Below are 14147 nucleotides of genomic sequence, written 5' to 3' on the forward strand. Positions count from 1 at the left end.
CATTTTGAATTAATTTTTGATATTTGACTTCATTGTAATCATGATCAATTAATCTGTATGCAATCGGATAACCAAATTTAATTGAAATATCTTGTGCAACAAAATCATCTACTCCGTAAAGCTCTATAACTAATCCATACTTTCCATAGATAATATTTTTTATATCATAAGAAATATTTTTATTTTTAATAATAGCCCATTTTTGCCAAATTTCATTGTTTAATTTTTTCATCTATATCCTAATAATATCTAACCTTTGTTTTTGAACCATCAGCATGTTGTAATTCATTGGTTGGATAACTAGTCGCACCATTCTTTGTACTTGAATGATTTCTAGAAATAACTGTTCTGCCATCCGACAAATAACCAACTTTTATCCCATTTCCATAATTTACGACCTTTTTAATTTTTAATTTATCAAAGTCCATATCTTTTCGATTTACTCCTCCTGGTTTTTTATAAATATCAGATCTTCCTGATTTTTTATTTGTATCTTTTTCAGCTCCTTCTATAAGCCCATCTTTTATAGGATCTTTACCTTTGGGTTTATCTTTATCCCGAGGTTTTTCATCATCAGTCTTTTTGGTCTTATCTGTAGCCTTATTTTCACTTTTATTATTTTCTGCGCCTTTAGGCAGTTGCTTCTTATCTTCCTGCTTTTTTTTCTTATCAAAAAGACCTAAGGATTTAGCTAAACCAAAAAGGGTTACTCCTGTAGAAACAACTGTTTCAATTATTGGTTCAGCTTTATCTCCAACAGTCATAAAAATTTGATCCATATTGTGTATTAAAATTGGATTTCCAGCCGAATCACATACAAAATAACAATGTGGTTCTTCAAGAGATAATTCATACACTTCTATATCAACATCAGAATTTTCTTTTATTATTTTATCTATAGATATTTCATTTAAGTTCACATCTAAAAGTTTATCTACTAAAGATAAATCCACACAATTAGTCCATGATTTTGTTTTTGAATTATAAAATTGCGATTCAGAATCAATTAACAATTGCCCATTATTCGAATTGTTTAAAGATGTTTCAAGTAAAATTAAGTTATAATTTATTAATTCTCTTTTTTTTATCTCTTTTGAAATAGCTTTTATTTTTGTATTTGCGAATTCAAATAAACCATCTTCTCTTTCTTTCACACTTAAAATTTGATCTTCAATTTTTATATCTTGAATCTTTTTTACACAAACTGGATTTGTGCCCAATACCACCAATGTATTCATTGGCAATCCAGAAAAAATTGTTTGAAAAAATAAATTTAGAAATAAGAACAGAATTGTTTGAACAAATATTATTTTTCGACTTTTCATACATTCCTTTATCTCTTTGAAGCGTGATTTTTATACCACAAATTACTACATCCTGTTCAAACCTTTTTAATTTCAATTTTTTTACGGCAGCAACTCCTTAAAATTTAACATCAAATCAAATTTACAAACTTTTAGTAAATTACATAGAATTAAATAAAATGCAAGTAATTTTAAAATAAAAATATAATTCTAATAGAATCCATTTAAAGAAATATTTTTAATTATTTTTTTTAAACAATCGTTGGAGTAATAAAAATCATCAATTGATCATCATTTTTTAATTTTCTTTTACCCGAAAAAAGCAATCCAATAACCGGAATATGCTGTAAAATTGGAACACCATTTTTTATCTTTCTTTTTTCATTGGAAATCAAACCGCCGATAAGTGTCGTCTGACCGCTATTCAATAAAACTTTATTAGTCGTCTTATTCATAACAATCACAGAAGTTTTTGCATTAAACGTTGCATCTTTAAAATATGAATGTTCAACAAAAATATCCAAGAAAACAGATTTATTATCCGGCGTTACGGTTGGTTTAACCTTAAGTTTCATACCCAGATCTTTATAACTTATTGTATCAATATTTCGTAAAGATCCTTCAATTCTTTCTTGCACATTTGTTTCTATTGGAACTTCATTACCAACCAAAATTTCCGCAAAATCTCCGCTATTAACAAGAAGTGTTGGTTTTAAAATAGTTTCTATTTCACTTTTATTTTCTGCAGCATTTAAAACTAAATTTAAACGCTTTGTATTTAAATCATGACCGCCTAAAATAAATGGGAAATTTAAAAACTTACTTGCAGAATCCGGTAATAAATTTAATGCCCAATCCATTAAGTTACCGGTTTTAAAATCGCCCTGTCCATCGGTTTTTATTGGACCAAAACCTGCTACATTCCAACCGTGATTAATACTTGCCGATCTATTATAAACACCTGAAACTTGCAACCCAAAGCTTTCTTCAAAATCTTTTGCCGCCACAGCAATTCGAGCATCTATTCTTATTTGCGGTATATCAATATCAATCTGTTTTAAGAAATTTTTAAATTCCAAAATTTCAGACTTACTACCTTTAAAAAATATCTTTTTTGATTCATCATCAAAAACTAAATAGTACCCCTTTTTATTTTCTGTTTTTCCAATAATTCCATACCACATTTTTTCCACACGCAGTTTAAACGTTTCTGAAAATTTTGCGTTATAAATTATTACAAAATCAGATATAAGCGAATCTGCGTATTTTGATTTTAAAATTAACACTGCATCTTTTAAATTCATAATTCGCAAAACATTATGCTCTCTTACAAGAACCAGTCTTGGAAATGCAGACGATAAAACAATTTTTAATGCAGATGATAGTGTAATATTTTCAAAATTTATATTACTGATAATTCCGGAAACTGACGAATCGATAATAAAATTTAAACCGGCAATTTTACCAATAAGCTCTATCACATTTTTTACATCTACAGTTTTAGACTTAAAAGAAATTGTATTGTTCAATAATGGCTCATATTCGTATTGCAAGTTGATAATTTCTTGCAATTCTGCAAATTCAGTATCTTTTACATCTAAAGTAGTATTTGTATTTTTAAAATTACTTAATAAGTTGTTAAGTTTATCTTTATCTTTTATTAGTTCATCAGCTTTTTTGGCTAGTTGGCTATCCTGCGTATTTACAATTTCTTTTACAGTATTTTCAAATTTTGAAAGTTCAGAATTATCATTTTTATCTTTTTCTTCTTGAAGCATGTCTGAAACATAATTTGGCACTCTTGATAAATCAGGTGCTTCTGTTGGAATAAAAACTTCATCGGCATTAAGTGAAATAAAAAACAATAAGCTAAAAATAAGATAAAAAATCATTACAATATGCCCCCTAATTAAATACTTAAATTTATTTTTTTATTATTCTTAAATAGTTCTATCTGATTTTCACATATTTTTATAACTTTATAACCCCAAACTGTATCGCCAATATATACGGTTTCTTGTATGTCTGTCTTTTGTAAAACAGCACCAAAAGAGCTATTACAACTTAAAATAGCTACCAAGTTTATATTTTCATGATTGCCAATATTCTTTTGATTTACTTTATCGCTCTCAAAAGAAAAAGGGTTTCTTGATAAAAGATTTTTACACAAGAAACCCAATATTAAAAATATTAAAAATAACAATTTATACTTTGTTTTCATTTATAAAACTCATAATTTTTAAATCTAATAAAAAATTTAAACCTGTCTTTTCAAAATTTACAAAATAAATATTTTTAATTTTAATTAAATTTTTAAATATAAAATCGTTGGAAATAAAAGATGTTAAATTATCAAAATCACCCTGAATATAAAATCTATAAACTTTATACTTATAATTACCCTTTTTTATAGTTGGTAATTTTGAATATTTTAAACAATTTAACGAATATTTTTCTAAAGATACTAATATTGTATTTAATACATTTTTATCTAAATTTTGATCTAATTTTAATTTATCAAATTCTTGATTAAGATTTAGATTTTCGTTATTTAAATTTTTGTTTGTAAAAACAACCTTATTATAAATCTCTTTTTGTTGATTCAGATCTTTTAGCTGAAAATTTAAATTATCTATTTTATAATTTTTAGGATTTAAAAAAAACAGATAGAAAATCCCATAAATAGCGAATAGAAGTAAAACCGACAAAAGATATTTATAATAAGTTTTTGTTTTTATAAAATTTTGCATAATATTCTTTAAAAATTTCATTTTTTTGAATCTTAAAAGAATATTATTGCAAAAGTAAAGTATTTAAAAATTAAATTAACTTGAAAAAAACATACAAATTTAATTAACATTTAATTATAATAAATTCCCATCCATTTTAAAATTAAGGTTATTTATGAAAACAAATAGGACAAATTTATTTTTTTTAATAGTCTTTTTGAGTTTTTCGTTAATTCAAAATTTAATGTGCATGAGAGATAAAAGAATAAAAAACATGACTAAAATAGAACCGTCTCAAGAATATAAAAAAAAGAAACGATCTGAAAGTATTCACGATCAGGTAAGCGAAAAAATCCTATCCGATATAGTTTTTAACGACAGTCTCGACGATAGTGTTTTATGTGATAAATACATATTTTTAAATATTGATGGTTTTAAAGAATCATTCAAAAACGAATTAGATCTATTTAGAAAAAATATAACTAAGCTTATTGATAATAAAAATTTCAAAACAGCAATTTCGCTTCAAGAAAAAGATATATATGATCAACGCAGTATTTATTATGGAAGACTAACTCAGTCAAAAAATCTAATTAATTCATATTCTATCGGGGATATTCATGCAAGTTCGCTACATTTAATTAAAGATTTAAGAAAATTAAAAAGTTTAGGAGTTTTAACAGATAAATTGGAATTAATAAATTTAAAAAATGATAATCAACAAGAAATGGAAACATATTTTATTAACACAGGCGACATAATAGATAGAGGTTTAAATGGAGCTGAATGCATTTATCTTTTTATGCTGCTGTTTAATAAAAATCCCAATAATGTAATTTTGCTACGTGGAAATCATGAATCATTTATCACTTCACATAATTACGGTTTTTCAATGGAAATAGGTAGATATTTTTCCAATATAGAAAGTAATCTATTTGATGAAGTAATCAAATATTTTAAAACATTAGGAAAAGATATAAATCAAGATGAATTGGATTTAAATAAATCAGATCTGGAAAAAATAATGAAACTATATTTTGAAAATTCAAATTATAAAAATATAATTTCAACACTAAAATTACTACCATCAACTGCATTTTTAATTGATAAAAACAAATTTACAATACAATTTTCCCATGGAACAATTGATACTGCATTTAAATTAAATAAAAGAAATAAAAAAAATGCCATAAAACTTCAAGCCGATAAAACTTTTATAAATGATAATTATAATAAATATATCTGGGGAGACAGCATACTTGATGGAGATGTTGATGAAAAAAGAAACAATTCAGAAGGCTTATCTGAAAAAGATATTTATCAATATATGGAAACAAATAATATAAATTTATTTGTTTGTGGTCATAATCACTACAGCAAAAATTTAAACAAATACGGGTTTATGTACACTACAAATAACGAAGGCACTAAAAATATAATCCGACATATTCAATTTTTTGGAATATATAAATACATGCCATCAATAGTAAACATATCTTTCAATAAAAAAATAAATATTAACCCTATTTATATAGATACAAAAGAGGATTTAAATATTCCAAGCAATCCTATGCCTGATTTTTTACGCAAAAATTTTAAATTTAATTTTTTATGGTGGCTTAAAAAACAAACCTAAATTAAAAATTAAATTTTAAAAATTCTTTTGTGTCCACTGGAATGGATCAACAGCCACGTTATTAACTCTTAATTCCCAGTGCAGGTGATAACCATTGGCATAACCTGTCATACCCATACGACCAATCTTATTACCCTTTTTAACCAAATCACCAACCTCAATATCTGCAAAGTCTTCCAGATGACAGTATATTGTAAATACGCCAATACCATGATCAAGAACAATAGTATTTCCTGTTAATAAAAATCTATCTTTTATAACAACTTTACCCTCTTGGCTGGCCCAAATAACACTTCTCGGATTATTCAAAATATCAACAGCCTTGTGCATATAATGTCCCTTTTCAGAAGTTGTTCTAATCTCGCCAAAAGGAGTTGTTATTTTTTTAATATCAACAGGAACTTCAAATCTTCCGGTCCATAATTTTTTATTTGGAGAATCAGTAAGCCATTTTTCAATAGCATCTTCCAATATTCTATTGCTCATACTAACTTCTTTTTCTTCTTCAAGCTTACCTTTTTCAACTACAAAGCCTTTTTGTTTTGGAAAATTATATTCCTGAATATCAACTCTTCCTGAAAGGTTCATATCATGACCAACAAAATCTTTAACTTTTGCATTCAATTGGTATTCACCGGCATTTAAATCACAATCAACCGGAATAAAAGATTCATAAACTGTTGAATATTCAGACTCAGGATAAAATTCATAATTTTTTTCAAGAAATTGAATTTTGGCATCTGCAAGTTTTTTATTCGCTTTAATTTTTGCATGAATTGTTCTGCCCTGTAAAACTTTATATGATTGATCAATAAATGTTGCATTTAAATCGGTATTATCAACATAAAAATCTAAATTCATCTGATTTTTATTTTGATGTTTACTTGCATCAACAATATCCACAGTTAAATTGTGTTTACCATCAAGCAATGTTGTTGTATCTATTGTTAATGGAAAATTTAAACTCTTTTTATTTATTTTTTTTGTTCCATCCAAATCTAACATTTTTCCATCAAGATAAACGTCTATATGATCAATTTTATAGCCATTATTTGAAACTATTTTAGATTGAACCACTCCGGAATAATAATCTCCCGAAGTCAGCCCTTTTGTACTAATTTCAGGAACAACCGAATAGGTTGAATAACTAATGGCCTTATAACCTAAAAACAGTGTAATTAAACCTAAAAAACTAATAATTAACGGAACTTTAAATTTGTGAAACATAAATATGCCCTTTTTTGTTATTTTTAACTATATTTTTACAAACAAAACAACCCGGTTGCATCGTTCATTTAATATACATATTTTTATTATGTAGTAAATTATTTTTAAATTTAAAAAGCAATTATGAATAATAGTTTTAATATTTTATTAAATCAAGCAAAAAAATTTCCAAGTTCTCCCGGAATCTATATTTTTAAAAATATAGATAACCAAATTATTTATATTGGAAAAGCAAAAAATTTAAAAAAAAGAATTAAAAGTTATTTCCAAAAAGAACAAGATTTAAAATCTTTATCATTAACACAAAATGCTACAAGTTTAGAATTTATTATTACAAAAAGTGAACTTCAAGCAATGCTTTTGGAAGCAGAATTAATAAAAGCAAATCAACCCAAATTTAACATTTTATTAAAAGATGGACAACCATTTTTGTATATACTTTTTTCACAGCCATCAAAAAAATTGCCAGAAATAAAAATAGTCAGAAATAAAAAAGAAAAAGGCACTTATTTTGGACCATTTATAGATAAAACGGAAACAAGAAAAGTTTATAATTTTTTATTACATACATTTAGATTAAAACTATGTAACAAAAAAATAGATAATGGTTGTCTTGATTTTCATCTAGGTTTATGTGCAGGCTCATGCACAAATAATTTTGATAAAAATGCATACATAACAAGATTAAATCTGGCAAAAAAATCATTAGAATCCGGGCACAAAAAATTTTTAAATTATTTAAATCAAGAAATCAAAAATAATAATAATTTATTAAATTTTGAAAAATCAAAAGAGTTACATGAATATAGAAAAGCTTTTAATATAGTGTTTAAAACTTTAGATGAAGACTATAGTTATAAAAAAATAGCAAAAAATTTGGCTCTTAAAGATATTTGGATTTTGGATACAAATACAAAAAATTTAATCGTTTTTGAAGAACTTAACGGTGCAATTAAGAGAAAAAAAATATTTAATATATTTTTAGAACACGAAAATTCTTATATAGAATATATAAATAGCTATTATCAAAATTTTAATGCAAATAATATAATTCTTATAAATTTTGAAATAAAAAATAATGAAAAAATTTTATTAGAAAAGTTTATAAAACTATGGCAGCATAAAACAAACAATATATCTATAATCAAACCAAATGATGGCCACTTATTAAGTCTTGTAAATCTTGCTCAAATTCACGCTCAAGAAGAACTTAAAAATCAAAAATCACTTAATATTTCTTTAAAATTATTATTAAAATTAGAAAAAGATGTAAATACTATTGATTGCTTTGATATTTCACATACACAAGGTAACTTTATGGTTGGCTCTTGCGTAAGGTTTAAAGATGGGCAGCCTGATTATAAAAATTTTAGACATTTTAAAATCAAAACCCTGGACAATCAAAATGATTATGCGGCACTTCAAGAAATAGTTTCAAGAAGATATAAATTTTCAGACAATATTCCCGATTTAATTTTAATAGACGGTGGTAAAGGTCAACTTAGTTCCATAGAAAAAATTTTACCAACTGCTCAAATTGCAAGTTTAGCAAAAAGAGAAGAAACCGTGTTTTCAAAAAATATACCAAACGGCAAGATATTAAACCCACAAAATTATACCGCACAAGTATTGATAGCGTTAAGGGATTATACGCACCATTTTGCAATAAGTTATCATAGAAAAGTAAGAACAAATATAAACGAGTAAAAAAATAATTTTATTATATAAGACAAAAGAGCCTGCCTCCGGCATGGCGTTACTGTGTTAGCGGAGGGCTATCGCCCTCCGCGCAAAACGCAACGCTACTCGATTTTTTATAATTTATTCAAATTAGTCGAATTTTATTGAGCAAGAATTGCTTGAGCAGCTCTATCTCCAGCCCATGCAGCACCAGCTAGATCCGGTGAATAAATATAATCCCCTGCAAAAAATATTTTATTTGAAACAGGAGCTTGTAATTGTGCTTGATAATTTGTTAAATATTGTAACGGGAATTTTACAATACCTTTATCATAACGTTTAATTAAATAACTTATTACATCACAATTTGGATTGAAATTTGGTTCGGTTGTTTGTAATTGCGTTGCAACATAATTTACCAAATTAACATCAGACATATTTAAAAGTGTCTCGTTTGTAACAATAGCATTTACAACGTTTGTTTCTTTTAATAAATATCTGTTGGATTTTCCAATATTTAAAATAGATCCTGTCTGGCTTAAAAAGCCTCCAATATTATTATCATCTAAATATAATACACCATGTAAATCATTACCTGTTGGGAAATTTTTAACATATAAACTTACTATGGCTATCTTAGAATAATCTACAGCATTAAGCGCATTTGTTTTTTCTGTAGATAAACCTGAAACTATGTTTTTTGCTATATAAGATGGTGTTGCAATTACTACATAATCAGCTGTATAGTTTGAGCTATCAAGACAAGAAATGGTTACAGCCTCACCATTTACTGCAACATTTGTAACAGTTTTTTCTAAAAGAACAGTGCCACCTTTTGCAACAATATCATCTTTTATTGCAACAGCTAACGATTCATTACCATCTTTTAATAAATAGCGATCGCCCTGTTCAAGATCACCATACCAACCAACCGGCATTAACCCCATTAAATTATTTAAATCGCCACCGGTTTCAGATTTTAAATTTGCAGCAATATATTTTGCAGCATCAGGATCCAATGTTTTATATGTATTTAAATAATAATTTGTTGTCATATTTTCAAATTGATTCCATAACTGATTGTCAGGTAATTTATCAAAATAAAAAGCTTTATCTCCTAATGAAGCAGCTCTGTCTTCACTCATAATTCCAATGGCAGACATAATTTTTAATAAATAAAGCAATGTTAAGTTGTTATATATGCCATTTTCTATATAACCGGTTTTTAAATCATTAAGTTTCTTTTTTCTTATTATATTAATGTAATAATCAATAACCGGGTGCATAGCATCAAAAACATATTGGGCACCCAAATTTGATTGAATACCTCCAATTTCTTCAGAATAAAGTTTGCCACCTATATAATTTTGAGATTCCAACAATGTAACATTGCAACCGTTATCAATCAAAATTATTGCAGTAGTCAATCCGGCCATACCGCCACCAACAACAGCAACATTTTTAGGGTTTGTTCTATTAATATTTTCTGATAATTCAAAAACAGCCGAAAGATTACTTAATAAAAGAATGGATAGACCTAAAGATACTATTATTTTTTTTGATTTCACAATACTCTCCCAAAAATAACCCGACAAACAAAAAGTTTTTCTGATTTTTATAAATTCGACAAGACCCTCCCTTCTAAAAATTTTTACTATTATTTTGAAATGTTACTAAAAAATCGAAAAAATAATCAATAATTTAAAAATCTTGAAATTTTATAGAAAAATAAAGTATTTTAATTTTTATAAAACAAAGGAGACATTATGTTTGATAAAATAAATTTTAATATGCTTGATAAAATACTTCCGCCGGTAATAAATCCATTTAAGGCATTAAACAATTTAAGCCAAATTAGAGATAAGATTGCTGAAGCGAAAACGGCTGCTTTCATTTTGGCCGGACTTCTTGCGGCAATATTAATTGCTTTAATTATTTTAATTTTTAAGAGAAGAAAGTAGATTAATTTTCAAGATTTAAAGATTTTTTACTCTGAAGAACAGAATTATTAGCAATATTTTTCATTTTTTCTATGTCATATATAGGAGTCAATCCATAATAATCAACAAGAAAAACATAAATTTTACCCTGCCAAGAAAACTCTTTAATATTTTCAAGTTCAAGAGAAAATATAGATCCTCTAAAATCTGTACCAATATTTACATCAAAATAAAATGTAACTTCTTCAATTTCATCTTCAAGAATTTGATTCTTATTTAAAACCAACTCCATGTCAAAAAAATATAAAGATCTATTAACCACATTATTCATGGCCAAATTTTTTTTTAATTCATTAATTAAATTAATATCACTAGATTTTCCATCTATATTTTTTTTGCAAATTGCTATATTTAAAGCATTATTAGTTTTTGAAAAATCTAAATGCATTTTAACGTTCAAGTTAGTTTTATTTATGAAACTAACTTTGCTTAAAACTAAATTTTTAAGCCTGATATTTTTATATTTTGGATCTCTTGTAAGCCTTATTAATGGAGAACTTTCATTTTCATTATCTGAAGAACTGAAACTAGGCTGAACAGATTTACTTCGATCATTTTCATCTAATGTTAATTTTTTAGGAAAAAACATACTTTTAAAGCGCCTCATCCCAAATAAATCAAAAATACCCAAAGAATAAAAAATAAATATAAGAGTAAATCTGTTCAGCTTCATATCAAAAATCAAATTAAGATTTAAATATCTCTTTAATTGTAGACAAAGAACCCATCAAAGCACTAGATTCATATGGTAATAAAATCATCTTACCTTCTTTGTCTTTTGTAATTTCAGGCAAAGCCTTTATATAATTAAGCGCAACCATATATGGCAATGGATCAGCACCTGGAACAGCCTTGCTTATCATCTGAATAGCTTCAGATTCTGCTTGCGTTGTTAAAAGTCTTGCCTCAGCTTCACCTTGAGCTCGGGTAATTTTTGACATTTTTTCACCTTCAGCTTCAAGAATGGCTGCCTGTTTTTTACCTTCAGCTTCAAGTATTAATGCACGCTTATCTCGCTCAGCTCTCATCTGTTTTTCCATTGCAACTCGAATATCCTGTGGAGGATTTACTTCTTGCAACTCAACTCTATTGACCTTAACGCCCCATTTATCTGTTGCATCATCAAGAATTTCACGTAATTTTTCATTAATTTGATCACGTGAAACCAATGTTCCGTCAAGATCCAATGCTCCAATAACGTTACGCAAAGTTGTTTGGGTCAATTTTTCAATAGCTTGAGGCAAATTGGAAACTTCATAAATCGCTCTTTCAGGATCTGTAATCTGATAATAAAGTAAAGCGTTTATTTCCATAGTAACGTTATCTCTTGTGATAACATTTTGCTTTGGGAAATCATAAACAGCTTCTCTTAAATCAATTCGCTCAAGAAGCTCATTGTATCTGTATAATTTTCCCGGAGCAGATGGAGCTTCTTTTACAAAAGTCCAAAAAACTCTTCTTGGTTGATCTATAAAAGGAATCACAAAATGTATTCCTGATTTGAGCATTTTATTATATTTTCCAAGACGCTCAACCATTATCACTTCAGATTGCTTTACAATATAGGTTGATTTTGAAATAACCAACAACAAAAATAAAACAAATAAAATAAAAAATGTATAAAATGTAAATATCATGTTATCTCCTAAGAAACTATTAACTTATTGCCTTTAACAACTACTATTTTGACATTTTGCCCCGGTAAAAATTCTTTATCATCTTTACCAACGGCAGCCCAAACTTCACCATCAACTTTAACCAATCCGGAATTATTTTTATCTATTTTTTTTGTAACCAAACATATGCGCCCAACAAGAGCATCAACAGTTGTATTAACTCGCTTGGATTCTTTACTTTTTAAAAACAATTTAATAATCAAAAAAGATGCTAAAAATCCTAAAATCAAAGTAATACATTGCACAAAAAGTGAATAATCCAAAAATGCAACTATAGACGCTAAAATTGAACCTATAGCAAAGGTAACAAACAAAAATAACCCTGGAGTTGAAATCTCCAATAGTAAAAAAACTAGAGCTAGAATTAACCAAAAATAGGCTATATTTGGAGTAAGTAAAGAAAAAATATCTGTCATGATATCACCTCTTGATATAAAAAATTTAAACTTTCAACAATTGGCTCTACAAAAAAATCCAATTGATCTTCATTACATAATCCAATTTCTATGGCAACAGCAGGTGCCGTTATTCCAACCAAAGATTTTATAGGTATACCAAAAACTCCATAAAAATCGAATTTGTTTGCATACTCTTTTCGCCCAAAATAATTTTTTATTGATTCTACGTAAACTTTCGTTTTGTTTATATTTAAATAGTGAGACTGAGACACCGAAACAAACTTGAACGGATCTGTTGACCTAACTGCGAAATCCACCAACCGATTACGAATAAGATTATACAAAAAAAGCTTGGGTTTGGCAAATTCATGCCTAAACACATGCAAACTCAAGTAAAGATCTACATTCAATCTATTTGCAAAAGACGCATTTTGTAATTCAATAACCTCTTCTCCCTGATATTTCGTAAGTACACAATTATAGTCATATTTTTCATGTAGTTTTTGTTTTAATTTCTCGGCAAGCTTAAAAGTTATAGAGCGTTCATAACTTTCCACAAGCTTTCGGCCCACATTTTTTGAATCTCCCGCAGGATCAATCATCACAGTAATTTGTGCATTAATATGTATAAAAAATATTGTAAATAATAAAAATATTATTTTTTTTAGCATATTACCTTTTTGACAGCTATATTTTCTGTAGTATTATAAAAAACAGCTTTTAATTAGTTAATTATACTTATTTATTTTTATTATAAAAGTTTGGGTAAAAATATGAACTCTATGGAAATAAGAGAAAAATTCTTAAACTATTTTAAAAAAAATGGTCATGAAATCGTTTCTAGCTCTTCATTGATACCAGCCCAAGATCCTACATTATTGTTTACTAATGCCGGAATGAACCAATTTAAAGACCTTTTTTTAGGCAATGAAAAAAGATTATATAAAACAGCTTGCTCCATTCAAAAATGTGTAAGAGCCGGCGGAAAACATAATGATCTTGAAGAAGTTGGTTTTACAAATAGACACCTCACATTTTTTGAAATGATGGGTAACTTTTCATTCGGAGATTACTTCAAAAAAGATGCCATAAAATATGCTTGGGAATTTTTGACAAAAGAAGTAAATATCAATCCAAAAGATTTAAAAATTACTATTTATAAAGACGACGATCAGGCCTATGAAATCTGGAACAAAATTATAGGTATTCCGGCAGATAAAATTTACAGACTTGGTGAAAAAGAAAATTTTTGGCAAATGGGCGATACCGGACCTTGTGGACCATGCACCGAGATACATTTTGATAACGGAAAAGATGTTGGTTGTAAATCAGATCATTGCGATCCATCATGTTCATGCGGACGCTTTACGGAAATTTGGAATTTAGTATTTATGCAATTTGAGCGTCAACAAGATGGTAGACTTATCCCATTGCAACAAACCGGCATTGATACCGGAATGGGCTTTGAGCGTTTAAATATGATTTTACAAAAAAAAG

15 protein-coding genes are annotated in these 14147 nt (G+C 27.3%); 4 read left to right on the plus strand and 11 right to left on the minus strand.

Annotated elements, in window-relative coordinates; all coding sequences use genetic code 11:
• From KKE07_00110 to KKE07_00130, 5 genes are all read right to left on the minus strand, one after another.
• Window positions 1-232 (minus strand): hypothetical protein (locus tag KKE07_00110; GenBank protein ID MBU4269271.1); only part of this gene is annotated, 232 nt, incomplete at its 3' end.
• Between the two features lie 7 nt (window positions 233-239).
• Window positions 240-1325 (minus strand): hypothetical protein, encoded by a 1086-nt coding sequence (locus tag KKE07_00115; protein ID MBU4269272.1) that lies wholly within the window; start codon window positions 1323-1325, stop codon window positions 240-242.
• A 230-nt stretch (window positions 1326-1555) separates the two neighbouring features.
• On the minus strand, window positions 1556-3196 hold the full coding sequence (locus tag KKE07_00120) for a type II and III secretion system protein (GenBank protein ID MBU4269273.1): 1641 nt from the start codon (window positions 3194-3196) through the stop codon (window positions 1556-1558).
• 17 nt (window positions 3197-3213) lie between these two features.
• Window positions 3214-3525, minus strand: a complete 312-nt coding sequence (locus KKE07_00125) for a hypothetical protein (GenBank protein MBU4269274.1) — start codon at window positions 3523-3525, stop codon at window positions 3214-3216.
• Complete coding sequence (locus tag KKE07_00130; protein ID MBU4269275.1) at window positions 3509-4075, minus strand: hypothetical protein; 567 nt, start codon at window positions 4073-4075, stop codon at window positions 3509-3511. Before KKE07_00130 ends, KKE07_00125 begins: the two co-directional genes overlap by 17 nt.
• A gap of 133 nt (window positions 4076-4208) precedes the next feature.
• Here KKE07_00130 and KKE07_00135 point away from each other — a divergent pair, with 133 nt between their 5' ends.
• Complete coding sequence (locus KKE07_00135; GenBank protein ID MBU4269276.1) at window positions 4209-5669, plus strand: metallophosphoesterase; 1461 nt, start codon at window positions 4209-4211, stop codon at window positions 5667-5669.
• Window positions 5670-5684: 15 nt separating this feature from the next.
• On the opposite strand, the gene KKE07_00140 is transcribed toward KKE07_00135, so the two are convergent.
• Window positions 5685-6896, minus strand: a complete 1212-nt coding sequence (locus tag KKE07_00140; protein MBU4269277.1) for a M23 family metallopeptidase — start codon at window positions 6894-6896, stop codon at window positions 5685-5687.
• A gap of 123 nt (window positions 6897-7019) precedes the next feature.
• On the opposite strand from KKE07_00140, the gene uvrC reads away from it, so the two are divergent.
• A complete protein-coding gene (gene uvrC / locus KKE07_00145; GenBank protein MBU4269278.1) occupies window positions 7020-8603 on the plus strand; it encodes an excinuclease ABC subunit UvrC in 1584 nt (527 codons plus the stop codon).
• Between the two features lie 134 nt (window positions 8604-8737).
• Here uvrC and KKE07_00150 read toward each other — a convergent pair whose 3' ends face one another.
• A complete protein-coding gene (locus tag KKE07_00150) occupies window positions 8738-10144 on the minus strand; it encodes an FAD-dependent oxidoreductase (GenBank protein MBU4269279.1) in 1407 nt (468 codons plus the stop codon).
• 198 nt (window positions 10145-10342) lie between these two features.
• Between KKE07_00150 and KKE07_00155 the strand changes: the two genes are divergently transcribed.
• The gene (locus KKE07_00155) at window positions 10343-10537 is read left to right on the plus strand and encodes an LPXTG cell wall anchor domain-containing protein (GenBank protein ID MBU4269280.1); all 195 of its coding nucleotides are present in this window, start codon (window positions 10343-10345) and stop codon (window positions 10535-10537) included.
• Between the two features lies 1 nt (window position 10538).
• On the opposite strand, the gene KKE07_00160 is transcribed toward KKE07_00155, so the two are convergent.
• The 4 genes from KKE07_00160 to KKE07_00175 all read right to left on the minus strand — a co-directional run bounded on the left by KKE07_00160 (window position 10539) and on the right by KKE07_00175 (window position 13321).
• Window positions 10539-11165, minus strand: coding sequence for a hypothetical protein (locus KKE07_00160; protein MBU4269281.1), 627 nt, complete (start codon window positions 11163-11165; stop codon window positions 10539-10541).
• A gap of 97 nt (window positions 11166-11262) precedes the next feature.
• Complete coding sequence (locus KKE07_00165) at window positions 11263-12213, minus strand: SPFH/Band 7/PHB domain protein (GenBank protein MBU4269282.1); 951 nt, start codon at window positions 12211-12213, stop codon at window positions 11263-11265.
• Between the two features lie 8 nt (window positions 12214-12221).
• Window positions 12222-12668, minus strand: coding sequence for an NfeD family protein (locus KKE07_00170; protein ID MBU4269283.1), 447 nt, complete (start codon window positions 12666-12668; stop codon window positions 12222-12224).
• Window positions 12665-13321 carry an N-acetylmuramoyl-L-alanine amidase gene (locus KKE07_00175; protein MBU4269284.1) on the minus strand — a complete coding sequence of 219 codons (657 nt, stop codon included), beginning with the start codon at window positions 13319-13321 and terminating at the stop codon, window positions 12665-12667. The genes KKE07_00170 and KKE07_00175 overlap by 4 nt, the downstream gene beginning before the upstream one ends.
• Before the next feature lie 102 nt (window positions 13322-13423).
• On the opposite strand from KKE07_00175, the gene KKE07_00180 reads away from it, so the two are divergent.
• A partial coding sequence (locus tag KKE07_00180; protein ID MBU4269285.1) for an alanine--tRNA ligase occupies window positions 13424-14147 on the plus strand: 724 nt, incomplete at its 3' end.

Source organism: Candidatus Dependentiae bacterium (genome assembly GCA_018897535.1).
Classification (GTDB): domain Bacteria; phylum Babelota; class Babeliae; order Babelales; family UASB340; genus UASB340.